Source organism: Pedobacter soli (assembly GCF_900101435.1).
Classification (GTDB): domain Bacteria; phylum Bacteroidota; class Bacteroidia; order Sphingobacteriales; family Sphingobacteriaceae; genus Pedobacter; species Pedobacter soli.
Genome location: NZ_FMZH01000009.1, coordinates 88493 through 115377, shown reverse-complemented (window position 1 = coordinate 115377; position 26885 = coordinate 88493). Strand labels below are relative to the sequence as shown.

The 26885-nt window shown below is 42.9% G+C and carries 13 protein-coding genes; all 13 read right to left on the bottom strand.

The window, feature by feature from the left end; translation table 11 throughout:
* Positions 1-7 precede the first annotated feature (7 nt).
* On the bottom strand, positions 8-3259 hold the full coding sequence (locus tag BLR37_RS18525; protein WP_090771182.1) for a SusC/RagA family TonB-linked outer membrane protein: 3252 nt from the start codon (positions 3257-3259) through the stop codon (positions 8-10).
* A gap of 6 nt (positions 3260-3265) precedes the next feature.
* On the bottom strand, positions 3266-5458 hold the full coding sequence (locus BLR37_RS18520; protein WP_167356645.1) for a fasciclin domain-containing protein: 2193 nt from the start codon (positions 5456-5458) through the stop codon (positions 3266-3268).
* A gap of 731 nt (positions 5459-6189) precedes the next feature.
* On the bottom strand, positions 6190-8958 hold the full coding sequence (locus BLR37_RS18515; protein ID WP_090771179.1) for a glycosyl hydrolase: 2769 nt from the start codon (positions 8956-8958) through the stop codon (positions 6190-6192).
* 4 nt (positions 8959-8962) lie between these two features.
* On the bottom strand, positions 8963-9271 hold the full coding sequence (rhaM, locus tag BLR37_RS18510; RefSeq protein WP_090771177.1) for an L-rhamnose mutarotase: 309 nt from the start codon (positions 9269-9271) through the stop codon (positions 8963-8965).
* Positions 9272-9621: 350 nt separating this feature from the next.
* Positions 9622-12075, bottom strand: coding sequence for a glycoside hydrolase family 31 protein (locus tag BLR37_RS18505; RefSeq protein WP_244154695.1), 2454 nt, complete (start codon positions 12073-12075; stop codon positions 9622-9624).
* Positions 12076-12077: 2 nt separating this feature from the next.
* Positions 12078-14579, bottom strand: a complete 2502-nt coding sequence (locus tag BLR37_RS18500) for a glycosyl hydrolase 115 family protein (RefSeq protein WP_090771175.1) — start codon at positions 14577-14579, stop codon at positions 12078-12080.
* A 3-nt stretch (positions 14580-14582) separates the two neighbouring features.
* A complete protein-coding gene (locus BLR37_RS18495) occupies positions 14583-15707 on the bottom strand; it encodes a glycoside hydrolase family 88/105 protein (protein ID WP_090771174.1) in 1125 nt (374 codons plus the stop codon).
* Between the two features lie 21 nt (positions 15708-15728).
* A complete protein-coding gene (locus BLR37_RS18490) occupies positions 15729-18632 on the bottom strand; it encodes an exo-beta-1,4-galactosidase (protein ID WP_090771378.1) in 2904 nt (967 codons plus the stop codon).
* Positions 18633-18726: 94 nt separating this feature from the next.
* Entirely contained in the window at positions 18727-19518 is a 792-nt protein-coding gene (locus BLR37_RS18485; RefSeq protein WP_090771172.1) for a rhamnogalacturonan acetylesterase, read from the bottom strand.
* A 170-nt stretch (positions 19519-19688) separates the two neighbouring features.
* Complete coding sequence (locus tag BLR37_RS18480) at positions 19689-20456, bottom strand: rhamnogalacturonan acetylesterase (protein WP_090771170.1); 768 nt, start codon at positions 20454-20456, stop codon at positions 19689-19691.
* 6 nt (positions 20457-20462) lie between these two features.
* Positions 20463-22355 (bottom strand): rhamnogalacturonan lyase, encoded by a 1893-nt coding sequence (locus BLR37_RS18475; protein WP_208599688.1) that lies wholly within the window; start codon positions 22353-22355, stop codon positions 20463-20465.
* Position 22356: 1 nt separating this feature from the next.
* Positions 22357-24207: a rhamnogalacturonan lyase gene (locus tag BLR37_RS18470; RefSeq protein ID WP_090771168.1), complete on the bottom strand. Its 1851-nt coding sequence runs from the start codon at positions 24205-24207 to the stop codon at positions 22357-22359.
* 43 nt (positions 24208-24250) lie between these two features.
* Complete coding sequence (locus BLR37_RS18465) at positions 24251-26665, bottom strand: MG2 domain-containing protein (RefSeq protein ID WP_090771166.1); 2415 nt, start codon at positions 26663-26665, stop codon at positions 24251-24253.
* Positions 26666-26885: the final 220 nt, after the last annotated feature.

Genomic DNA, 26885 nt, shown 5'->3' with positions numbered 1-26885 from the left:
TGGCTGATTAAAAATTTGCAGTTAAACCTAAAGTCACCGTTTTAATTGGCGGAGTGGTTGAGTTATCGATTACGGTAGAAAATGCCGTTAATTTTACCGGTACCTCAGGGTCCTGACCGGTATATCTGGTAAAGGTTAACACATTCTCCATCATCAGGTTGGCACTCAGGCTCTTCATACCGATTCTTTTCATGAAATTTTTACTGAAATCGTACTTCAGCGTAATGCTGCGCAAACGCAGGTAAGAACCATCTTCAATGTAGCGGTCAGAACCTAAATAATTGTAACCAACCGAATAAACTGCCCTTGGCATGTCGGTTACATCACCTTCAGCACGCCATCTTCTTAATACAGCTGTGCTTTGGTTACTGAAACCATTCATATTGGTAGTATTGATTTTAGTACCGTTAATAATCTGATATCCGGTGCGGTAACTAAAATTGGCGCCAAAACGAATATTGCCATTAATGGTAATCCCGGTTCCGAAACCTCCGGTTAATTTGGGGTTACCGTTTCCTAAATACACAATATCCTTATAGTCGATATTTCCATCATGGTTAATGTCTTCGTACATGGCATCGCCCGGCTGGAAAACATAATCAATTGAAGGATAAGCAAAACGCATATATACTTTCTGACCATTAGGGCCGATAATCTGATTTCCCTTTTCATCGAGCGCAACAGTCGAATTCAGGTCTTTATAAACGCCTTTAAATTTAAATCCATAAAACGAGCCAAAGGGATTATTTTCTTGAATATAAACCTTATACACATTATTAGAGGTTACTTTACCTTTGTTCTCTCTTGGATAAAGCGGCGAAATTTCGCGGATTATATTCTCATTGTGCGAGATATTGAAACTAAAATCCCATCTGAAATTTTTCTTTTTGATTATGGTACTGTTGATGTTAAACTCCCAACCCTGGTTATCCATGGTACCCACGTTCATATCTACCCCCGAATAACCATTGTAGGTTGGGATGGCAATACCCGGATAAAAAAGATCGCTCGTACGTTTGCGGTAGATGTCAAAATCCATATTGATGGCATTTTTGAACATATTTAAGGTTACCCCCAGGTTAGATTGTGCTACTTTTTCCCATCTCAGATCAGATAATTCGAGATTGCTGGAGTACACACCCGCCATCCCCAGATAACTGAAACCATAATTCTGGTAGGCGTTTAAGTAAGTATAATCGTAACGTGGGGCATTACCTACAATACCATAACTGGCCCTGAAACTCAAATCATCAATGTATTTTTGAGTGCGTTTCATAAAAGGCTCTCCCGATACCCTCCACCTTACCGAAGCAGAAGGGAATACACCATATCGGTTGTTAGGTCCAAATTTAGAGTTACCATCACCTCTTACCCCTGCATTGAGGATATAGCGGTCTAAGAACTTATATTGCGCATTTAACAATAAACCCACCGAACGGCTTTGGGCAAAAGATGAATAAACAGAACCAGCAGCATTGGTACGGCCATCAATAGATGGATCATCGAGATAAGACGAAGCGGTATTGGTGGCAAACATCCCCTGACCTGTTCTGCGGCTGTCGTTGCTGTCAAAACGTGCAAAGGCAATCAAATCATGTTTTTCTCCAAGCTTTGGTGTATAGGCCAGCGTTAAGTTGGTTGCCATGGTAAAGCCATCGCCATCAATATCGCCAGCCGAATTTACTACTGCATCGGTAAATAACCTGCCGGTTGCAATTTGCGGCAAAAAGGTCTTGGTTTTAGAGTTATTGATATCAACCTGGAAATTGGCATTAAGCCTTAAACGCTCGGGAATGATTTGATACTGTAGAGAGAATTTCGGAATTACCCTTTCACCAATTTGGTGGTTACTGGCAGCATTTGCCATAGCCAGTGGATTATAGGTGCCCGGGTATGTACCTTGTGCCGTAGCCACCGGACTAAAATAATTAGACGTTAAATTGCCATACTCATCATACTCGTATACAGCCTGGTTGGGCATTTTCTGGTAAGCAATATCCCTTAAACGGGTACTGTACAGATTCTGGTTATCAACATGGGTATAAACGATATCGGCACTGAACCTGATTTTATTCGATACCTGATAATCGAGGTTTACACGTGCACTTAAGCGGCCTAAGCTGGTTCCACGGGTGGTACCCTGCTGATCGAAATAGTTTACCGAAGCCCTGTATCTGGCTTTTTCGCCACCACCCGATATAGATAGGTTATGATCCTGAAGGTATCCAATTCTGGTAATGGCATTTAGCCAGTCGGTATTGTTGCTGTAGTTAAAAAAGTTGTACGGATCGTTAGGATCGTATTGAAACTCTTTGGCAAACTCTGAAGTAGAAAACTGACGGCCGGCATTGTAAAACTCTTCCAGAATTAAGGTAGAGTATTGGTTACCATTTAACATTGGGATAGCACTTGGTTGTTTAGAGTACGAGCCTTTAAAGTTGTAAGATATGGCCGGCGGTCCCATGGTTCCCCGTTTGGTATTGATTACCAATACTCCGTTTGCAGCCCGCGAACCCCAGATAGCGGTTGCAGCAGCATCTTTTAATACGCTAATATCCTTAATATCGGATGGAGCAATATTTAACAGCTGCCCATAATTATTTTCATCTGACGTGGCAAAGTTGAAATCGGATGGAATGGAAATATCGTAAGGCATACCATCTACCACAATGAGCGGATCTACGGCACCATTGATTGAAGATGTACCACGAATACGGATTTGCATGGGTGCTCCCGGATCGCCACTGCTTGCAGCAATATCCAAACCAGCCAAACGGCCCTGCAAGGCCTGATCGATAGAGGCCGCCTGCATGTCTTCCAGTTCTTTTGCATTAATGGTACCAATAGCCGAAGTCTGATCGCGTTTATCGATAGTCATACCGCTCCCATTATCGGTTTTAGCCTTCGAAACAATTTGAACTTCATCCATCTGGTTATCGGCCGGCTCTAACTGAAAGTTTATGATAGCCTTATCAATAGCAATAGGCGCGGTTGATTTGTATCCGATATAGGAAACTGAAATGCGGTAAGATTTATCGGCTACCGGTAAGGTATAATTTCCATCAATATCTGATGATACACCTTTGATTACCCGGCGGTCTTTATCAACAATTACCACCGAAGCACCAATAATGGGCTGTTTGTCTTTCTTGTCGATAATTTTCCCCTTCACGTAATTAATCTGCTGTGCATTGGCCATAAACGATGCCAGTAAAAAGCATAGCAAAACACTTAAGCCTAATGTATATTTTTTAGTCATATCCGGTTAGAATTGATATTTTAAGTAGTTATTGATCTGATGGATTACCGCCCGGTTAGAGAGCACATTGCTTCGGTCTGTAGCACCCAACAATACATTAACCGTACGGTTGGTTACATCTTTTACCATTAAGCTGGTGGTGGTATTAATGGTTACGGTTACTTTAGCAGCATCGCCACCATCATTTTTCAGCAGTGATTCAAACTCCCCTATTTTCTGTCCATCGCTAACAAAACTGCTTTTGTTAATAATATGGTATTGAATAAACTTGCTCACTTTGGTTACATCAAGTCCGTCGGTTGGGGCAAAATTGGGTACGCCTAATGATGCTGCACCTGTTGAAGGCAATAAACCATCTTTTACAGCTTGTACTATTGCTGCATTTGTGGGGATTAAGAAGGTGTAGAAAACACCATCCGTGATGCCGCTTATGGCACCCGTTGCCGGGGTGTACAATATGCTGCCTTTCAGGTACTGGAAAAAGTTGTAATAAGGATCGGTTGGTAAAGTACCATATTTCTCGATGTGTTTGCTGATGGGTAATACCGTATAAGTAAGGGCTTCTTTGCCGTAAACCGCTGCACCATTAACCGGTGTAGTACCTATCGAATCGACCGGGATGGTTTGTTTGGCCACTACTGTACTGTCCTGTGTACCTGCTGAAAGTAATTTTCCGGCTGCATATTTAACATATTCGCCATTCGAAGCTTCTAAAATGCCCGAACCTGTTGCAAAATTTGGAATGGTACGGTCGCCAAGCGGAATAATATGGGTTTGCAAAATACGTCGCAACGCAACCAAATCACCTCTTATTGGGGCCGATGCATAAAAAGGATCGTAATTAAATCCCATTTTTCTTAGGGTTACATCGGGGATCATAACTACAACATAGCGCAGGCTTGGTGTTTTAAGCGCTGTGGTTAAGCCAAAATAAAGGAGCGCCTGTTTCATTACGCTGTAATCAGGATCGAGGTTAATGTTACCGTAAACGGTAGAGAATACACTCGCATCCTGGGCTTTATTTATACCATATAAAAAGCCATTGCTCAATGCCTGTTTATCAACCACATCAGCAGTTGTGCGGGTAGTCATATCGTTGAGAAAGTTAGGCGTAGTAGAAAATTTACTCGGCCAAACGGTAGTGGTAAAGAGATGTGAATTCACAAAATCCTTAATCACATCAGGTGCTACCACATATAAATCGTTGAGGTTGTTTACTCCTTTTTTCTTCCAGTATTTAAGCAAAACCTTTTGTGCATAGGCGTTAACGGCATCGTTAGTAGGCGCAAATATGCTGTAAGAGCCTTGCTGGGCATCGTTGGCATCAACTTTTAAGTAATTTTCATTATTGGGCGAAAAAGCCAGTAAAGTGCTGTAGGTTTTGGCGTAAACATTAGCTGCTTTACCAGTAAGTACCTCGTAACGGTGAGAGATATCGGTATTTAAAGAATAGGTTACAAACTTATCAAGCAAACCTTTAAAAATGCTGTAATCGGCTTTTTCATTGATGTACTGATCGATACTCTGCGGAGGTGTTAGCACACGGTCGACAATATGAATTACGCCGTTTTCTGCAATGATATTTTGCTGCCCATCTACCAATCTGGCTGCACCAATATTACTGCCATTGTAGCTGCTGTTGGGATAGAAAAAATTGTAATCTGCCGCAGAAAGCGTATTAAACGTCATGTAGGGCGACAAAAAATAAGTGATACTCTTATTATTAAAATCGGTTGAGAGGTACGAACCGTTGCGGTTGGCTGCAATTACTTTAATGGCATTACCGCTATTGTCTTTACCATCGTAAACAAAATCGTAATACACGGTCCTCCTCCTGAATGCATTATTCTTAACGAATCCTTTAACAGAGAAAAAGTCGCTCAGGCGCTCTACCTTCTCGCCATCGTAAATCATCGAATAGCGCACAATTTTTGAAGCAAGGTCAGCGCTGATCTCAGTCAGGTTGTTATCCTTTAAGTAGGTAGCAAAAGCTTCATCGGTTGGTGCAAAAACGGTCCACGAACCAGCTGCACTTAACGTTTCTTTATAACCGGCCTTATCTACACAGTCTAAAAACTTAGTGAAATTACCTTTGGCCTGAAGCTGTTGATAAATCGGATCGCCCAGGTTTTCGGGACGGCCATAAAATTGATCAAATTCCTTTTTCCGGCAACTGCTCAGAAAAAAGATAACTGTCAAAAAGACGATTAAAAATCTGGGTAAAGTGATACGCATAGCAATCTTATTGGATAACGGCCATTAAAAATTCGGGCAATAAAAAGCTAGGTATCTAAATCAATTAGAAGTTGGCAGAAGTGAAAATTGACTAAAAATGATGCGTAGATTTTTATTACATAGAATGGTATTAACGTTCGTTAATTAATTTTTGGTTAAAAGGTTATCTGGTTAGAAAAATTATTTCTTAAATATAAAAACGTGCAGTAAAAATCCCATCCTGTACTATCCTGCCTTTTTATTGTAAAATATTAGCATGAATATAAAACACTCATTTATGATCAACTAAATCGATTAATGATTGCTAAAATTAATTTGTTAAATATTTTTCGACTGATTACGTATACAGATTTTTAACAAAAATTGTGGATATAGATTAATAGCTAATTAGCCCTTCCAGTGCACTGAGATTGCCATCCGATAGCAATCGAATCAAGCTGGCAATGACGGTATGTGCTAAGAGGATTGCAAGTGTGTTTACAAGGTAATTATTGCCGGTGCGCTTCGCCGGCTGAAAAAGCTGGCTATCAATGACAGATCCCAATAGAAATTTGTCCTTGCAAGAAGGAACTACAAAGCCAGCCTGCAGCAAGCAGGTCATCTTACAACATTGATCTATAGCAACCGCTTTAAGATTGCTTCGCCGGCTGAAAAAGCCGCCTCGCAATGACGGTGAAGGCTTAAATCCAGTCCTACTAATGATAAGCCGTAATAGTTACCGGCCCAATTAATCCCGAAGGCATAACCGTCCAGTTTGCGGCATCGAAATCTTTATAGTTGATGTTTACAAAATTAATTTCGTGGTAATTGCGCCATTGAATTTTCTTAATATCCATATCCCGTATGCGGTTAGCCATTAAATTAACCACTTCTATTTTAATGGTATTATTACCCGGCTTAAGGTATTTGCCAATGCGGGACTGAAAAGGAATACTCCATAAAATCCCCACCTCTTGTCCGTTAATCCACACCCTTGCACTTTCATCTACCTGATTAAGGTTAAGCAGATATTCTTTGGCCGTTTTTTCCTTTAAATCGAAGCTCGAACTGTACACACCAGTACCGGAAAAAGCCTGCAGTTTAGGGTCACTTAATGACGTCCACGATACCAGTTGAATGAGCTGCTGATCGGCAGGTATTTCTGGCCCGCCGGCTGTAAAATGTAAATTCCAGGGTTTGGTTATGGCCATTGGATTAGCGGCCTTATTCAGGTAAAGCCAGGGTTTATTTCCGGCAAAATTAGCCGCGAGCTGTAAAAACAGCGCTTCGCCTGATTTGAGCTGTACCCGTACTTTGCCGTTTTCAACGGCTGCTAAACCAACAGCAGTACTTTGCGGATCCAGAATTAATGCTGCACCAGTCTCGTTTAAAGGCACATAGGTATCGATATCATTAGCCGTATGGTTAACCAGGTAATAGTATTTTCCGGTAGTGGTTTTTCTTCTGATGAACTGCAAACCTGTATCGGTTAATGTTTCGCGGTTTACACCAATTGATTGCAATCCTTTTTGTACATCGCTAGCCAGTATAATTTCACCTTTACCGGTTTTAAAGGTTTTAATACCGTTTTTATCAGTAAAAACCAGTTTGGCTAAAATAGATTTAAATTGGCTCCGCCTTGCACTCAGATTATTTAAACCAGGTACATCTTGTGGTAAAGCCTGAAAAATTACCTTTGCACCGTTATTGGCCAGCTGTATAATGTTGTTTAAAGTTTCAATGCTCATCATTTCGCATTGCGGAACCAGCAATACCTGATAAGGAGCTGCAGCATTACTGGTGCGAATTAACTGGCCATTTACTGTCGACTTTTTCAGCAACCTGTCTGATGCAAAATCATAAGCATAACCTGATTTGGAAAGTTCTTTGGCGATTTTATAAAAGGGTGTCGGGTACAACCACTCATCAACATCGTGCACTTTCAGGGCCATATCCAAACCTTTGGCTTTATTCCAAACGTCGTAAATTGGCCAGTAAATTAAAATTTCATTATCAGCTTTCCCAGCTTGAAGAATAGACTGACAGCGCGCAATGTAATTGTTTAATCCCTGTGCTTGTGGCCACAAACTGTTATTCGGGTTCATTTCTACCGAGGCATAAAATAACCAGCCTGGCCAGGGCACATTGGCTGGCGAGTTGGTGGTACCGTGATAAAAAACATGGTTAATGCCCGATAAAAACAGTTGTTCTACCTCTGGCTTGCATTGCGAAAACGAAGTTTTAAAGTGTTCGGTAAGCCAGGTAAATGTCTCTGAAGAAATGAGTTTTTTACCTCCGGTATGACCTGCTGAGGATGCAAATTTCGACATAATCGGATCAGGATCGACATTTCTGACATCACCCGCGTCGCGCCTCAGACCGGCTATTGGAAAATAGCTCGAACCAAAAATTTCTGTCTCGGGAATATCAACTGCTCCATATAAATCGAGCAGGTTACCCGGCGAGCCGTGCGATTGGTTTTTGGTTTTAGCTTGAAGTCCGTGTGCCCAATCAGTCCAGTTTTGGGTAAAATTATGGAACAAAAGTTCATCCATCGTTTCCCGGTAATCAGATTTTAAACGGGCCAGGTTTTCGCCGGTCGAATCTTTGCTGGCTAAATCTTTAAGGTAACCAGCCAGATCATAACCGCGGTTTTTCCTAAATTCCTGAAAAAATGTGGGTGTCCAGGTAGCGCCGTAAACTTCGTAACTATCATTAAAAAACGACCTGATTCCCTGAGGTTTGTTGTTAAAGGCATCTGTAAACCTTTTCAGGTAAACATTAACTGAGTTTTTATCCAGATGATCTAAAGTAAAGCCTTCACCACCCGGGGCGGCACGTTTAACCATTTGCCTGGTTTTACCCGAAAATGCAGCATAAATATTCCAGGTACCACGCTCGGGCGACCAGCTTAATTTCCCATCGGGTTGTACCTTCGAAAACAGATCGCGTACTTCGCCATTTTCGCTGTAAGCAGTTACTGCTTGCAATAATGCAAAATCTTGCTTGGCTTCTTTAATTTTAATGGCTTCGCTTAGCTTTTCGCCTGCTTTTAAGGCATATTGTTGAATAACCAGCTTGGTTGCGGCATTTTCGGGCTTAATCTGCGGACCTCCAAAAGGCCAGCCGGTACCGGTGTTCATATCTACGCCTAAACCTAAAGCATTTGCTTTGTTAACGGTATAATGCAAAGCATTCATCCATTCAGGCGATAAAAACTGCAGGTATTGCTTTTCATAGCTTTTAGCGCCGTAAATGGGGGTAATTTCTACACCGCCTAAACCCGCATCTTTATATTTTTGCAATACAATACTCAGATTCTGTTGGTCAACTGCATTTCCCATCCACCACCAGCGGGTCCAGGGTTTCATTTCTTTTTCAATAACCGGCCAGGTAACTGATTTTTTCAATGTTTTTTGCGCGTTTGCAGTACCTAAAAATAAGGTACATCCTAACAGAACAGTAAAGTATTTATGTATTTGCATGTTTTTAAGCTAAGTGGAAAACCATTTCCAGGGGAAAAGTTTTTGGGGAATTATCTTCATTTGTTTCCATAATATCGGCCATATAAGCCCACCATTTCTGAACAATCTGCGTGCTACCCAAATCCTGAGATGAACTACCACGCTGTTGCTGTACGGCGAACAGGTTGTTGGTTTCTTCATCTAAAAAAATAGAATAATCGCTTATTCCATTCTCTTTTAGCAAGGTAGCTAACTCCGGCCAAATCTCGTCATGGCGTTTCTTATATTCTGCTTCAAAGCCTGGTTTAAGTTTCATTTTGAATGCAATTTTCATATTTAGTTTTATTTTATATTGATTCGTGTTGCCATGAATCTCTTTCACAGTACTACTTTTTTTACCACCAAGGCATGGAGTGCACAAAGTTTTTTCCTATTAAATCAACAACTTACATTTGTCAGTCTGAGCCTGTCGAAGACCTTTCATTAATCGCCATGGTTTGTGCCGCCACGAACCATTTTCCATTCACATTTTCAATCTTTTTACCACAAAGGCGCAAAGCACACCAAGCCATTCTTTTTCTGTTAAGTTAACAACTTCCGTTGTCAGTCTGAGCCTGTCGAAGACTTTTCATTAATCGCCATGGTTTGTGTCTGCACGAACCATACTTTCCTTTCTTGTTAAAATTAATTCACTCCAAAACTCAAATCTGCACCATTATCACCAGCCGATTTAATCCAAAGTAACTTCGCATTTACATCATAATACCAACCACCTGACTGATTAAGCTGAGCGGCATTTTGCAATTGTTTTACTGTCGCACCATTTTCTGTAACGTTTTTCGGCGCCTTCTGCCCCTGCCAGTGCACTTTAGCCAGGTATTGATGTTTAGCCGGCTTAAAACTTCCTGCAGGCCTGTTCACTTTAAGTGTAAACCCTGTTGATTTTAACGAAGCAGCTATCGCGGTTAAAGCAAAATCTCCCTTTTTATAGGCTGCACTTAAATTATCGTCTTCATAAAATTCATATTTCGAATCACCATAAGGAAAAATGTCGAGGGTAATCACATCAACCGGTTTTTCTCCGGCATAAGTCATTTCGGGCTGCATCGGAATAATACTTCCGGCTTTAACAAAAAGCGGAAGGGTATCTAAAGGTGCCACAACATGGTGATAACTTTTACCTTCATATTTTTCTGCTGTCCAGTAGTTAAACCAGGTGCCTTCCGGCAAATAAACAGAGCGCGTGATAGCGCCTTTGGTGGTTACGGGCGCTACCATTAACTGATCGCCAAACATGTATTGATCGGCAATTTCGTAAACATTTTCATCGTCCTGGTGATTCAACACTAATGCCCGCATCATGGGGATACCGTTTTGGTATTGCTGGTGCATGGTGGTGTACAAATACGGGAATAAACGATAGCGCAGCAAATCGTATTTTTTGAAATTCCGAAGCGCATCATCGCCATATCGCCAGGGTTCTTTATAGCCCGGGTCATCCATCCCAAAAACCAGCGCAACCGGACTAAACATGCCAAACTGCACCCAGCGGATATACAATTCTGGATCAGCTGGATGCTCGAAACCGCCCATGCAATGCGCCCAGGAGCCTACGCCAGATAAGCCCACATTTAAACCGGCTTTAATTACCGGCGCGAAATATTGCCACTCACTGGGCCAATCGCCCGCAAAAATATATGGATAACGCTGTATACCGGCATACCCTTCGCGGGTTTGGTTCAGGCCTCTGAAGCCATTTAGTTTTTCAAATTCCAAAAAAGGCGCTTTGGCATAAGCAACGGGAAAAAGGTTATGCAAACGTTCGGCATCTTTACCGGTTGGTCCAACCTTATCACTCTCATTGGCCAGGGCACCAAATGCACTCCCTTCGTCGGTTTTAAGGAATTTGGCTCCAAGCTTAGCCACACGCATTACGCCATTATCCCACCACCATTGTGCTGCCTGATCATCAAAAAAATTAACAAATTCACCGGGTTTTCCATTTTCAGGATAAGTATAACCCTTGGCCTGCGCCTGATCTAAAAGATTCAGTTTTTTAGCATTATCAAAGCGTGGGCGCAGGTGTAAGCCTACCATTTTGTAGTTCAGGGCATAAATACTGTCGAACATGGCTTTTGGATCTTTAAAAGTTTCGCGCCACTCGAAAGAGGTTGCTCCCTTCCCTCCTTTTTCGCCAAACAAACGCCAGGTCGAATCTAACCAAAGCAGATCGACCGGAATACCCAGTTCCCTGTACTTTTTGGCCAGTTCTACTACATAGCGATCGGAAGTTTTTTCTTCATGGCCCCAGGTGCCACCGCTGTAGGTACCTGCATGCAGGCCTAAAGCAAACTGCGGCAACATAGGCGACTTACCAGTGATGTTGGTATAATGGTTTAAAATGGACAGGAAATTTGGTCCGTAAATAAAATAATAATCCAGTTCGCCATCGGCTGCCTTAAAACTGTACTGATCTTTTTTACCTGCCCCCATATCCCATTCGGTAGCAAAGGAGTTGTGCAGGAAAATGCCATAACCTTTTGTGCTCATGAAAAACGGAACCGGGCAATAATTGGCTTCGAGAATGTTATAAGCACCAATAGCATGAGGCAAACCTTTACCGCGACCTACATTTAGCGTCACTTTTTTAAAGCGGCGATCCATAAAATCCATGCGTTCACCAAAGCCAAAAAAATGTTCATCGGCCTGTAGTTTTTTGGTAACACTTACTGCAGTATTTTCTTTGCGCATAGCTTCACCAGATTCGCCGCTCAACAATTTGCCGTTAGCATCAAATACATCCAGCCTGAAAGGGCTTTTGTAAAGTTTAATACTCAGCTTTGAAGTATTGAGCAAAAAAAAGTCTTTCTGGTCCTGTACCTTAACCTGCACATCAGGCCACTGGTAATTAATGACCATCAGGTTTTCGTTTGCTTCGAATTTGCCGTTCCAGCTGGTTCTGATCCTGAAAACTTCAGGACTGCAAAATTCAAACCTCACTTCTCCATTGGTTGTGAGGAAGGAAATGAGGTTACCCGTTTTTTTAAAACCACTTTTATAATTGCCAATACTTTGTGCATGGGCAGCAGCACAGGTCAAAATCAAAACGAAGGCCAAAGCCCAGATTCTTTTCATCATATTTATTTTATTTCCAACTGGTTAATCACCAAACCCGGATCGAGCAGGTAAATTTTAACCGTTGATTTTCCGGTTTTAGTAATCTCATGCCGGGTTAAACCCGTAGCATAACCCTGCAATACATTCTGTTTCCAGATGTTATTTTCTGAAGCAGGAGAAAGGTTTACAACCTGAGGTTTATCATCGTTTATACTGATGGCATATCTTACTTTTACATCCTCATTTACACCCTGCGTGGGCAGACATTTCACTGTAACCAGATGTTGCCCTGTTGCCTTAAAATCGACCTGATATACCGCGTAGGCTGCATTTTGCAATGCGTTGTCTGCAACAGGTTTAAAGGTAAAAGGATAGCAGGAAATACCATCACCACCTATGCCCAGGCCTTTAATGCTTTGCAATGTTAGCCCTTTGGGCGCCGATTTTTCAAGGTACTGGCTGGCGCGAATAATGGTTTTATTTTCGGTCTCCACAGTAGCTTTTGTGGTACCCACAGGAGCTACTGACTCTGCTACCTTAGGCATTTTAAATACTGCCAGATCCCGGGGTTTCCAGCTCATCATGCCGTTCCATTTACCACCGGCAATTTCTTGATTGTATTTTTTGGTAATCAGCTGAATTTCTTCGAACGCTGCTTTAGCTTTTTGGGCGTAATCCAAAGCCGCCTGATCACCGTTTATGGCTAAAGCCAGGCTTTTCTGCGCATATAAAATCTTCTGGTTCATGAGCATGGCACCCTGAACCGGATAAAGGATCAATTCAAAATAAGCATCTTTTAAGCGCGCAGGTATTTTATCGTTTAAAGCGCTGGCTTCTGCATAAATCTTAGCATAAGCAGCTAAGCGTTCCTCAGCTTGTTCGCTGGTAAAATTTACACTGCCCATGTGTTCGGGCTTGGCCTCGTGCCCCAGGCGGTAATAAACAGCCTTAATGTTGGCAATTGGTTTGGCAAATTCAGTTCCGAACGTTTCTGCCGCCCAGCTTTCTGCATATTGCCAGGCTTTTTCGGGTTTCCATTGGTCGATATCCCAGGCCAGATCCATCGCAAACTGGGTTTCCATTTCGGCGGGTTTAATATCGCCTACATTAATTACCCATAAGCGGTTGGCTTTATACTGATATGCTTTAGTTAGCTCATAAGAAATGAGTGATGGCGAAATGGACGAAAGCCACAGGTAATCCTGCGGTGCTCCCCAATACGAAATGTGGTAATATACCCCGCTTCCACCCGGTCTTTTTTGCTCTTCGGGATCAGAGAGCTGGCGGATATAGCCATGATTATCATCAGCCCAAACAATGGTTACATCATCAGGCAATTTTAATCCAGCCTGGTATAAGGACAAAACTTCTTTGTAAGGGCAAAAAATCTGCGGAATGCTACTTATGGGTTGTGTGATGTTTTTACTTAAAATGGTTCTTTGATCGGCAATTACTTCACCGAGTAATTTTACCTTTTCATTTTTATCCTTTGGTCCCGGCATGCTGCCATCGTGAATGCCGCGCATACCAACGGTATAAACCGATTCGTAATTTTTAGCCTGTACTACCCGGTCGGTCCAGTATTTTTCAATTTCATTTTTGTTCAAATCGTACCGCCATTCTCCTGGCTTTTTACCATACTCTTGCTCAAAATTTTCGGCCCATTCAAATACGTTGTTGCGCAACATGGGCTCACAGTGACTTGAACCTAAAACAATAGCATATTTATCGGCCATTACCGGATTATTGGCATAATGGTAAAAGGCTTTGGTAGAGGGGTGCATGCCCGGCCAAATGTAATTGGCCTTTAGCCTGAGTAGCAATTCGAATATTTTGGTATAGGTTTTAGGGCCAATATCTTTTACATCGGCATCCATCATTTTGGCCGCCCAGGGCTGGATTCCCCAGTCTTCGTCATTGATAAATATGCCTCGGTATTTAACCGAAGGCGATTGCACCAGACTTTGACCAGCCTGTAAATAAAGGTTTTTCTTTCTGGCGGGCTTTACATCGGCCCACCAGCATAATGGCGAAACACCAAACCTTCTGGATAGTTCGAAAACGCCAAAGGCTGTGCCACGCCTATCGCTACCGGCAATAACCAAGGCTCTTTTTACACCTTTAACCGGATTTTCGATGACTGAAATGCAGAAAGTTTCCCATTTGCCTCGCAGCACGGATTCATTTATTTTGCCCGCCTTAACCAGCTGATCGATATAAGCTGATTGGCCCAATGTGCCAATAATAATGGGATAGGTACTTAATGATGAACTGTTTTTCAATACTTCAGGGCTCAATCCCGTAAGCAAATTGATATCTCCTTTAAAAGCTTCGGCGGCGATGGCCACCACGTCAGCATCTTTTCCATCTATATAAATTGAAGTAGCTTTACCCGCATCAACAACGGGAAAAGCCAGCTGACTGTTCGTTTCAGTAACAGTGAGGACACTTTTTTGCGCCCAGGTTTGTCCGGAGATCAAAAACAAGATCAATCCAGCTAAAAGAAACAGTTTCGACCACTTCATATGCTATCTTTTGAGCTTGTACACTTCGGTTCCGGCCAGTAAAAAGCAACCTAAACCATAATCTTCGAAATCGGGTACACTGGTATAGCTTACCGGCTGACCATCTTTTGGCTCCTTACCAGTACCTTGCAGATAGCCAATAAAGCCATTCTTCTGAACTGCATCGCTGGTCATGGCATTCCAGGATTTGGCGATAATGGGTAGGTAAGTTGCTTTATCTAAAATACCATGATTTACGCCCCAGGCCATACCATAAACAAACAATGCCGTACCCGAGGTTTCTTTACCTCCAAAATGAGTAGCATCGTGTAAACTCACATTCCAAAAACCATCGGTACGCTGAATGGGTACCAGCGCTTTAATCATTTCGTTAAAGGTTTTTAAATATTCGTCCCGGTGGGCTTCATTTTCGGGGATAGTTTCCAATACCCTGGCCAGGGCAGCGACCACCCAACCATTACCCCTGCTCCAATAGCAATCTTCGCCATTGGGTTCTTTATAAGGCGGTACAAAATCTTTATCGCGCCACCAAAGGCCATCCTTCGCATTGTACAAACCACCGCCTTCGGCATTTTTAGTGTGCATGTACATTTTATACATGTAACCGTAATAAGCAGTATCGTTGTAAAGCTTGCCCAGTTTGGCAAAAACCGGCATCCCCATCTGGATGGCATCAATCCAGGTCCAGTCGTTTACCTTCCCCGATTGCATCACCAGGTCTATCGATGCCTTAATATCTTTGATGCGTTGGGGCTGCTTATCGAGCAGATAAAGATCAATGTAGGTTTGCCCGCAGGCCTGATCGTCGGCATTTTTGGTTGCAATGCCATTTCTTAATCCCCAGTTGTGCTTTTCACCCCATTGTACAGCATAATCGTAATATTCCTTTTTCGCATCAATCTGGTACAAACTCATCAATCCTTCGTAATAAACGGCCCTGGTCCAGATATTACTTGGTCTTTCCTTGTTGGTGATGATCGATTTTCCGGCATCGGGCCACTTGTTCATAAAATAGGCATTGGTTTGCTGCAAAACCTTTAAAACCTTTGCTTTTGAAGGGATTTTTTGTGCGTACAACAAATTGCTTGCGGTTAGGACTAATGCTAAAATAGTGATGCTTCTTCTCATGATCTGTCGGGTGAAATTCGGTTAATTGGTTTTAGATTTTACTTTTAACTCGTCGGGGCTATCCTTGGTAAAGGTTTCGAACTGGAGTTTAGAGGGCGTTTCAAGAATATCCTGCACGGTGCTAAGGGGAACATCGAATTTCGGATTAAACTTATCTGAGCCCATATATTGCTGTAAACTGTAGTACAACTGCTGCGCGGCAGGCATACCCGTTAAACCTGGACCAAGATTGGCACTCGAAACCAACAGCTTTCCTTTGCCAACTTTAGCTTCGAAAACCATGGCCAAACGGCGGTTTAAAAACCAGGTATCTATGGGTTGCACCAGCGGCTTAAAGCCCAAAGGAAAATCTTCTAGATTCATCACCTGCGATTTATTTACAATTTCCCACCACTGCATGTCGCTGTGATCATCAGTCGGGAAGCTGGCAAAAGCAGCCTGTTTAGGATCGCAAAGGATCCCCAAAGTATGTGGCGGGCGCATTTTAAACCAGGAAGTATTCCAGAAAACCGGTAAAAATGTTTGTACTACTTCTTTGCCCTTTACTACCTTGCCTGCAGCGTTAAAAAACACACTTCCACCTGAGGCTAAAACTGCTTTGGCTTTGTCATCCAAACTGGTGCAATAATAAACCTCGTTTTTAACTTCCAGGATTTTGGCCGGGTAAACCCAGATGTTCCAGTCGTTGGCAAATTCAGTACCATTAATGAGCACTTCCAGGTTTAATTTAGTAGCTACCTTAATGGTATTCAATGGCACGTTAAGCTCACCCATAGCAATGCAATTGGTAACGGGCAAGGTTTTAGGAGTGAAATCACCTTTAGCGACTAATGTACCGTTATCCGTTTTTAATGTCCATGAGAGTTTTGCATTTTCAATGGGTGCTTTGCCAAAATGGGCCACTTCTACCGCAGCATTTAAGGTTTCATCATTGGTAAAAACAAATTTCGAAACTTTTAACAAAGGCACTGTGCTATTAGAAAAACGTTTGAATTCTTTAGCACTGATATATCCTTTTTCATCCCAAAAGGCATCTAAAACACCTACCAGGGCAGTTCCCTGACCAGGATAATCATTAAGCGATAATAACTGGTAACCATTGTAGTTTGGCGTTCTTAAGGCCTTTTCGATTTCATTTTTATAACACAAGGCCTGTAATTTACCCGATGCCATTAAGAAAGCATGTGCCTGATCGGCCATGTCGTGGTCTTTTAAATCTTCCTGAAACAGCTCGAAGTTTTTTGCCCGGTACACGCCGGTATATTTTTTAATTTCGTCGAAATTCGGAAACGCGCAGTATTGTCCCATTTCGTGGGCTACAAAAGGCACGTTAAATTGTTCGATCTGTTTAGCATAAGTTGATATACTTTCTGGTTTGCGTCCCCAGTCTAAACCTCTTGCACCTGCACGCACCATAAATTCGTTATTGGGAATAACCGGCCAGCTGCCACCTACCGAAGCCCCGGTGTACAAACGTCTCGAATCTTTAGCTTTCCAGTAATCGTTAAATTTGGTGAGGTATTCTACCTGACGCCCGCGCGGCTCGTTACCATAAGCCATCATGCAAAAAGAAGCATAATTGCCGTAGTTTTTGGCCATGCGGTTGGTTTCATCGTAAATAAACTGATCGATAGGTTTGCCATCGCCGATAGATGAACCATGATTGGCCCAGCTAGGCCCTTCGGGCTGCAGGTAAAACCCAATCTGATCGGCAGCAATAAAGGCTGCCTCGGGCGGGCAAAACGAATGGAAACGCATGTGATTTAAGCCATGAGCCTTCGATATTTTAAAAATCCGTAACCAAGCAGCAACATCCATTGAAGGATAACCGGTTAACGGAAACTCGCAGTTGTTTACCGTTCCGCGTAAAAACACCGGACGGCCATTAATTTCGAAACTTTGGCCAACAGCCTTAAATTCGCGCATCCCAAACTGAACATTTTTTACCTCCTTTTTGCCGTCTTTGGAAATTAAAGTAGCAGTTAAACGATACAGGGCAGGATCAAATTCATCCCAGGTGACAATTTTATCGCCCATGGGCAAATTGATTTCCAAACTGCCTTCACCATTTGTAATTTGATAGGGAACTGTTACCGGCTTAACCTGAAGTATACTTTGGGTATTAAAACTGCTGGCATTGAGCGTAATTTTTCCGGTAGCAGACTGGTTTGCAGCTGCTTTAAGCTGAATTTTAACTTTTGCCGATTTATTTTTAAGGTTAGGATAAACCTGAATATCATCAAAATACACCGGCGAACCCGCTGTAAGCGTCATTTTACCCACCACCCCGTTCCAGTTGCCCTGGGTATGGTCGGTTAAGCTGTGCGAATCTTGTCCAACATTGATGGCTTTAATGCGGTTATCGATCAATAAGGTGATGGTATGTTTACCCGCCTTTAAGTTTGCCGGCAGCTCAAATTGTTGTGCCACCACAAAGGTAAAAGCTGTGCCAATTTCAACATCATCAATCCATACATGGGTTTCGGAATGTGGATATTCGAGCGACAAAACCATACGCTTATCTTTCCAGCTGGCTGGAATTTCTACATCTTTCTGGTACCAGGCAGCACCGGTGTAATGTTTGGCAGGGGTTAGCCAAAAAGGTATTTTAATATTGCCGGGCTTGCGGTATTTCTCCAAACGGGGATGAAAAAAGTAGGAACTATCGTAAATACTGCCTGTCCATTTGGTTTTCAGGGTAATTTCATCACCCTTTAAATTTTCAGCCATTGATCCCGGCAATGAAATCCTATCCGGAAGAACGCTATTGTACCATTTTCCTTTCAGCCCTTCATCTTTGGCATCTGTTTTAAAACGCCACTGTCCGGCAAGCGAAATGCTTTGTGCACGGGTTTGGGCATTGCTCAACACAATAAAAGCAAGGGCAATAAGTACTTTGAATATCCGGCGAAGTTGTATCTGCATAACAATCGGCGGTTGTAACCGCCCGTATTTGGTTAGGGTGTTAAAATAAGACAATAATTGCGGCTAAGCGTCCTGTAGTATCCTGCTTCAAGGCCTATTTCAGGTAATTATTCAGTTTATTCTGCTTTAATTTTTTCAATCCCTCCACTACGGCAGCTGCATTTAATTTTGCACCGGCCTCGTTGGTGTGGGTATGGTCTTTCTCTGTGAAAAAAGTTTTCACCTCAACCGCACTTAACGCAGCATATTTATCTTTAATAATCTGATTTAAAGGGATAAAATCAATTTTTTCGGCTTTGGCTACTTCTTCTGCCCAGTTTGCATAGCTATCGTTAGCCAAAACCACTTTATCGTTGTTTACCGGATTGCGTGGGATGGGCGAACAAATAATGGGTGTTGCACCTTTCGCTTTAACATCATTGATAAATTTACGCATGTACCAGCCATAGGTATAAACGGTTTCCTGCTTTTTCTTTATGGGATTATAAGTGTCTTTACTTTCCATGCCAATTCCTTTTATAGTACCACGGGCGCGGGCGGTATCATCTAAAGGACTGCTGTCATTATGCCCGAACTGCATCATCACAAAATCGCCTTTTTTAATTTTCACCAGAACAGCATCCCACAGGCCATTGGTTTGGAAAGTACGGCTGCTGGTACCACCCAAGGCATCATTTTCGACTGTTATTTTTTCTTCGTCGAATAAATTACCGATGAAACTGCCCCAGCCCCATAATGAACCATCGCCCTTGCCTTTTCCGTTTTTCACGGTCGAATCGCCAATAAGAAACAGCGTCGGTTTGGAAGATTGTTTAAGGATTACGCAGGAAGAAAAGATGAAGAATGCGGTTAAAAGAAGAAGATTCAGGTATTTGGTTAATTTCATATTTGGTTTGTTTAAGTATCAAGTAATGGGTAGCAGGTATCAAGTAGCAAGTAATGAGTATCAAGTAGCAAGTATTAAGTAGCGAGTAACGAGTATTAAGTAGCGAGTATCAATATCAGGAGGTTAGGATGGTGCTTAACTTCTTGTCTTTGGTCTTTCAGCTTTGGTCTTTAGTCTTTTAAATACTTTTTCAAATCACAATCCTTTAGCATTTTAATCCCTTCTACTACCGATTGAGCGTTCACTTTTGCGCCTTCCAGGTTAGTGTGGGTATGATCGCCAGGAAAATATGACTTGACTTTATCAGGCCCTAATGCATCATATTTATCGGCTGTAATTTGATTGAGATCGATAAAACAGGCTTGTTCTTCTTTGGCTACCTCGGCTGCCCATTTGCCAAAATCGTTATTGGCACGCAGTACTTTGCCGTTTTTAAAGATATTTCGCGGAATCATCGATACCACAATTGGCGTAGCACCTTTGGCCTTGGTTTCGCGTACAAATTTGCGGATATACCAGCCATAAGTATGTACGGTTTCCACTTTACCATCAGGCCAGGTGAGCACTTTGGTTTCTTCGCCTGTTCCTTTTAAGACGCCCCTTCGCCCTGCTTTTGTAGTATCAGGAGCGCTTCCATCGTTATGACCAAACTGCATGGTTACAAAATCGCCTGGTTTTAAAGTTTCCAAGACCTTATCCCAGCGGCCTTCCGAAAGGTAAGTGCGGGTACTCCGGCCAGCCATAGCATTGTTTTCGACATGGATTTTTGTCGTATCGAAAAGCTCAGCAATAGGTGTTCCCCAGCCCCAGGTTTCTTTATTGGAATTGCGAACGGTAGAATCGCCGATAGTGTGCAGTGCCGGTTTGTGCGGTGCAACAAAAGCCAGGCCGGCTATGGCAATGATTAGTGCAGTTAAAATATGACTGTATTTTTTCATGATGTTTTACTGAGAATTAGCATGGTATTGAATGGTTTTAATATTGGGTTTAGGCGGCTGGTTCATATCATCGCCTATGTAAAAACTGGTATGTGGGGGCTGGTTGTAACCTACATTTTGCCAGGCAATGCTTAAACGGTACTGCGGATCGTGCATAAAAGTATAAAAGCGGTGTTGGGTTGGAATGGTCGTGGTAAATATCCTCAGTTCACTGGCATCGGCAGTGCGGTAAATCACTTCTTCGCGCCAGTCGCCTAAAATATCGGCACTTAATGCCGGAGTAGATTTGGTGCCATTGTTGGACAAACAATTGTATGCCCTGGCATTGAGCAGGCGAACGGTTTTCGCATTTTCATAATCCCATTTATCAATTGAGGTACCATTTAAAAGCTCGCTCTGGCAGTCGCCATCCCAAAAAATACCGAAGTTAACGCTTGGGGTAACAGCCGAAATCTTATTGCCTTTGGCATCAAACATTCCCGTTATTCCTGCTCCGGCCACCCAGCATTCAGATCCCCGGTATCTGGGGTCAATGTTAATTGCGAGACCCCTTCCCGGTCCTTCTCCATCAGCTCCGGCGCTTACCGAGGCCTTTTTCCACAACACTTCTCCTGTCCTGGCATCCCTGAAGTTTGCCCCGGCATCCGAAAATCTTTCCTGAATATCAAAAACTTCCAACCCAGGGCGGTCAGGATCTAAATCGCCCACATGCAAGGCATCACCATGCCCTAAACCCGTGCTGTAAAGCCCTTTTCCATTATCATCGAGGGTCATGGCACCATAAATAATTTCATCTTTGCCATCACCATCCACATCAGCAATGCTTAAGTTGTGATTTCCTTGCCCTCCATATCGCTTATTGCCAGGTTCAGCGCTATCGAAGCTCCATTTTTGCTGTAATTTCTTTGCCTTAAAATCCCAGGCAGTAATAACGGTACGGGTGTAATATCCTCTGCTCATAATTAAACTGGGATGTTTACCATCCAGGTAAGCAATAGCCGCCAGAAAACGATCCATACGGTTTCCATAGCTGTCGCCCCAGGTCTTTTTTAGTTCTTCGGGTGAGGGATTGAGCTCAGCAGAACGCGCAGGGATAAAATTGGTGGTGGTTATCTCGGCTCCTGTTAGGCCGTCAAAAACCGTCAGAAATTCAGGGCCGGCTAAAATATATCCGTTTTTATTTCTCCAGTCTTTTGTCGAATCGCCAATTACTTTTCCTTTCCCATCAATTGTTCCATCAGCCGTTTTACAAGCGATCTCTGCCCTGCCATCGCCATCCAGATCGTACACCATAAACTGCGTATAATGCGCGCCTTCGCGAATATTTTTGCCCAAATTAATGCGCCACAAGAAGGTGCCATCCAGTTTATAAGCCTCAAGCAATGGCTCGGTGGTAAGGCCGGCATGCGAATTATCATGACTAATACCCGCCTGATGTAATACAATTTCGTAAGTTCCATCGCCATCCAAATCGCCAACAGAAATATCATTAGGGGTATAACCAGGTAAGGTTTTTAAAGGAACTGACAAATAAGGCTGAGCTACCGTATTTTTCTGCAGCGTAAAAGCGGTACTTTCAGCTTGTTCTTTGCCATGCACTACAGGTTTTACCAACCAGGCATTGTCGGTCGTAAAATCTACTTTTTTATCCGTAAAAATGGTTGCGCCGGTAATAGGCGTCTGATTCAATTTTACCGTCTGGTGCTGATTACTTTTGCGGTATAGATTAAATGAAATATCATCCGGATCGGTTCCCAACATCCGCCAACTGATAAAAACACTATCGCCGGGTAGGTGTACTGCTACCACACCCCTATCCAGCGCTTCCATCTGGCGTTGCGCCATTAGCGTTGCAGGTAAAAACAAGCAAAAAAGTAAAGCTATTTTTAAGGTACGCATACTATTTTTTGGGTTCTACAAGTACAATATTGGGTTTAGGGGCTTTTTGCATACCGTAACCGAAATAGAAACCGGTGTGAGGTGGCTGGTTGTAGCCATCATTTTGCCAGGCAATACTTAAACGGTACTGCGGATCGTGCATCAGGGTATAGTTGCGGTATTCGGTTGGAATAACGGTGGTGTAGATGCGCAGGCTCTGGTTATCATAAGCCCTTAAAATCAGTTCCTCGCGCCAATCGCCAAAAATATCGGCACTTAATGCAGGGGTAGATTTGGTCCCATTGTTAGACACGCAGCCTTCGGCAGTAAAAAGCCGGCCGCCGTTGTATTTGTCAATGTGGTTGGCATCTAAAAGCTCGCGCGACAAATCATCGTCCCAATAAATGAGGAAATTAGTAGACCGGGGCTGATTGCCTATGCGGTTACCTTTTATATCATACAAACCGTTTGCTCCCGACCACCACATTTGTGCACCTACTCGTGTAGGATCAATATTATCTGCCACACCCCTGCCTACATCCTCGTCTTCAGAACCTTTCCACAATATTTTACCGGTACGGGCATCATATACTGCTGTTCCCGGACCTTTGGTACCTTCTTCTATTTCATGTACACCAAAAACTTCCAAGCCTGGGTGTTCCAGATCGAGATCCGAAACATGAAGGGCATCGCCATGCCTCAAGCCTGTGCTGTATAATTCTTTCCCATTATCATCTACACACATCGAACCGTAAATAATCTCATCTTTACCGTCGCCATCTACATCAGCAACGGTTAAATTGTGGTTTCCCTGGCCAGAGAATGGGTTTTGGCCATTTTTACTGTCGAACACCCAACGCAGATTTAGCCGGCCATTGCGCCAGTCCCAGGCGGCCAGCACAGTGCGTCCGTAATAGCCCCTGCACATCACCACACTCGGGTGTACCCCATCCAGATAGGCTATGCAGGCATTAAAACGATCGACGCGGTTACCGGTATTGTCGTTTTTACCATTGCCACCAGGCCCACCCCAGGCACCAATATCGCCACGCGCAGGCAGGTAATCGGTAGTGACCAGGGCCTCGCCTGTTCTGCCACTAAAAACCGTTAAAAATTCAGGGCCATCCAATATCTTTCCGTTACTGTTGCGGTAATCTTTTGTGGAATCGCCAATTACTTTCCCCTTGCCGTCAATGGCTCCATCGGCGGTTTTACATACCATTTCGGCAATGCCATCGCCATCCAGATCATAAACCATAAACTGAGTATAATGCGCGCCTTCGCGGATATTTTTACCCAGGTTAATTTCCCACAAAAATGTACCATCGAGCTTATAGGCCTGAAAAATGGGTGGATCAGTTAGTCCGTTGGATGAATTATCGCGACTACGGCCGGTTTGATGCAAAATAATTTCGTATTCGCCGTCTCCGTCCAAATCGCCAACTGAGGCATCATTTGGCGTATAGCCGGCCGGTGTGCGCAAAGGAATGCCTAGATATTGCTGAACAGGTTGTTTGGCTACCAGCGTAAAAGCTGCACTGGCTGCTTGCTCCTGGTTTTTAAGGAGTGGTTTTACAAAGTAGCTGTTCGGCAGATTAAAATCAGCACCTGCATCTATAAAGTTGGTTCCTTTGCTTAACGGTTGGCTGTTGAGTTTTTGTGGTGTTCGGTTTCCGCTTCTGCGGTAAAGGTTAAAACTGATATCATCCGGATCGGTGCCCAGTATACGCCAGCTTACATAAACCGAATCTTTATTCTGGCGCATGGCAATTACCCCACGACCCAGTTTTTCCATCTGGCGTTGGGCATTTACCTGTCTGCTGTTAAATAAACAGGTTAGCAGTAAAATAATGGATATAGATTTAATGTGCATGCTTCGTGTTCAAATAGAGGTCAAGGCTTTTCATCGGTTCTGTTTATTGTACTTTATATCCGGTTTTAGCCACTACGGCTACACCTTTATCTGTAATTCCATCGGCCTTAATGCGAATATTTCCTTTATTATCGCTGTTGTAATAGGTGATGGTAGCCTCTCCGTTTTCGTTTGTTTTTACGGCGGGATTCCAGAATAAGGTTGTCCTTAAATCTTTGCTTTGGGTGGATGGATTGGCGTAATTAGGTGAATAAAACGTACGGGCATTGTAGTATCCATTTAAATTTACGTTAAGCAGGTTTAAATTCGCTCCCCGTAAGGCCTCATCTTTTAAGACCAGACTAATGAGGTACACCTCGTTGTTAGAACGGCCTATTAGATGCTGTACTTTTACCTGACTAATCTGATCCATGGTTAAACTGTAATAATCAAGCCTTTCGGTTAGCAATTCTTCACGGTTATTTACTTTAATCCGTGGTCTCACTTTTTTTCCTTCAACAATAAAGGCAACCCCTTCATTTCCGATACTATCATTGTCATCAACGGGCATCGCACCATTGGCTTTGGTTAATAGAAAATGTTCCAGCCCTTTGTACGAGTAATCTGCTGCTGTGATATTAAAAACCTGTTCGGGGTAACCAAAGCTGGTTAAGGTCTCATCAAAAAGGTTAACCTGTTTGTTCTTTGCCGCTTTAATCTCCACTTCGCTCAGGGTAATTGAATCGCCAAATTTGTAGGTGCGGTTGTAATCCATCCGTTTGCCCAATTCAACATTTAGCGGATTAGGGATACCGGTTTCAGGCATTTTTAACGAAGCCAGACTTAAAGGCCTGATTAAAGTATCAATCTGTAACCAACCACCTTTTCTGTTTTTATCATCTTTGGAAGAAATTTTAACGGCCTGATTGCCATACCATTTTAAACCATCAAAGAAATAACGCCCCTCCTGATCGGTTTTGGTGGTAAAAAGTTTATCGCCCGTAAAATTAGCGCCAAACAAAGTAATGTTCATATTGGCAAGCGGTTTATTGGCCAGTTTTTCCCTTACCGTACCCTTTATGGTAAGGCCAGGTTCAGGCATGTAGCTGATTTTAATACTCGAATCGGCGAGTTTTTTCCAGAGGTAATCGCGCCAACCCTGGGTAAGCAACAGCAAATCGAGCTGTTTCAATCGCGATGGGTTGCCTGCATCAAAATATTGAGCGGCATTTTTAACTTCTCCCCTTATTTCTGATTGCAATAGCAAATAAGCAAGGATATTTTGTCCATCATCAGGCACCATTTCATCAACCGCAGCCAGCGAAAGTGAAGTTTTAACCGGCTGCCCCTGTGTATTGCTGGCTTTTACCTTTAATGTTACTTTCTCGCGCGATTTATAAATGGCCTTATCTGCTGTAATGGCCAGATTAATGTTTTCATCCCCCTGAATATAGACCAGCCTTTCGCAATTTGGCCTGCCCTGATCATCGAGCAGTGTAAGTGCCGAAATCCCTCTGGCAAAACCTTTGGTTGGAATAGTAACCGAAACGGTAGGCTTACTGAGTTTAATGGCACCCGAATAAATCACATCACCTGCGTGTTTAATCAGGATGGAAATATTTTTATCTTTTATTCCTTCAAAAATGGGCGCATTTGCGCTGATTACGGTTTTGATATTGGCCGAATCGGTAGTAACATGCAGCGAGAAACCTTTGCCTAATATAGCGGGTAAGGTAGCCGAAAACTGCTCCTCCCCGTAACGCCCGGTAACACGGTATTTTTCGCCCGGTTGAGGCGTAAAGGCAAAAATACCCATCCCTGCCGCAGTGCTGGTAAAGGTAGCTACCGTATCGCCTTTTGAGGAAATTACGCTTCCGGTTGCTTTTAAGCCGTTGCCCTGTTCATCATTGGTTTTAAAAGCGACTATACTCGTTAAGCCCTCTACCAGCGAACCTCCTTCGGGAAAAAAGGCAATAGATTTTGCTTTGGGAGATGCAACTGTTTCGTTCTTTTTTGCTGCATTGCGGGTAAAATAAGAAGCATTTTCTACTATATTGTTGCTTACATATATCCTTTTCTGGAAAACGAAATCATTGCCAAAATTCCGCATCCAATTGGTGTAGGCCCTGATATTATACCAGCCCGATGGAATTGAGTCTTTTAATTCGAAATCGCCTTTACCCAAACCACCATCCATCCGGATCGTTTTACTATCGAGCAGCACTGACTGGGAAGAAACCAGCTCGACATATAAATTATTACTGGTACCCGTTAAACTGGTACTTTTACCATTAACCAGGTAAGCACTGAACCAAACTGTTTCGCCCGTGCTGTAATAAGTCCGGTCTGTTTGCAGATAAGCCTTTTCGAAAAAGAGCTTAATTGTTTTCGGATCGTTGGCAGCATTGCTTTTTTGTTGCGACCAGGCCAGCAAACCAAACGTGTTTAATAAAATGAGTAGCAAATATTTTTTGAGCATCGTGTTCTATATTAATCTTTTGAAAAGACATTTATCAGCGTACCGGGTTTAATAACCTTTGGGAAATAAATAACCTCATACAGAAAAAACCGTATGGCTGTAAACCAATATTAAAATGGAACCTCATAAAGTTGAAATTTGGTTAGTGTAGCCCGACAAAGCCGCCCGGCTCTGCTAATGCTACATCCGAATGTAGAAAGTATATTTTTAACCTGCATCC

Excerpts from the sequence above, each read along its gene's own strand:
- BLR37_RS18465 (WP_090771166.1), bottom strand. The coding sequence starts at position 26,665 with ATGCTCAAAAAATATTTGCTACTCATTTTATTAAACACGTTTGGTTTG.
- BLR37_RS18480 (WP_090771170.1), bottom strand. The coding sequence starts at position 20,456 with ATGAAAAAATACAGTCATATTTTAACTGCACTAATCATTGCCATAGCC.
- BLR37_RS18525 (WP_090771182.1), bottom strand. The coding sequence starts at position 3,259 with ATGACTAAAAAATATACATTAGGCTTAAGTGTTTTGCTATGCTTTTTA.
- BLR37_RS18490 (WP_090771378.1), bottom strand. The coding sequence starts at position 18,632 with ATGCAGATACAACTTCGCCGGATATTCAAAGTACTTATTGCCCTTGCT.
- BLR37_RS18505 (WP_244154695.1), bottom strand. The coding sequence starts at position 12,075 with ATGATGAAAAGAATCTGGGCTTTGGCCTTCGTTTTGATTTTGACCTGT.
- BLR37_RS18500 (WP_090771175.1), bottom strand. The coding sequence starts at position 14,579 with ATGAAGTGGTCGAAACTGTTTCTTTTAGCTGGATTGATCTTGTTTTTG.
- rhaM (WP_090771177.1), bottom strand. The coding sequence starts at position 9,271 with ATGAAAATTGCATTCAAAATGAAACTTAAACCAGGCTTTGAAGCAGAA.
- BLR37_RS18515 (WP_090771179.1), bottom strand. The coding sequence starts at position 8,958 with ATGCAAATACATAAATACTTTACTGTTCTGTTAGGATGTACCTTATTT.
- BLR37_RS18475 (WP_208599688.1), bottom strand. The coding sequence starts at position 22,355 with ATGCGTACCTTAAAAATAGCTTTACTTTTTTGCTTGTTTTTACCTGCA.
- BLR37_RS18470 (WP_090771168.1), bottom strand. The coding sequence starts at position 24,207 with ATGCACATTAAATCTATATCCATTATTTTACTGCTAACCTGTTTATTT.
- BLR37_RS18495 (WP_090771174.1), bottom strand. The coding sequence starts at position 15,707 with ATGAGAAGAAGCATCACTATTTTAGCATTAGTCCTAACCGCAAGCAAT.
- BLR37_RS18485 (WP_090771172.1), bottom strand. The coding sequence starts at position 19,518 with ATGAAATTAACCAAATACCTGAATCTTCTTCTTTTAACCGCATTCTTC.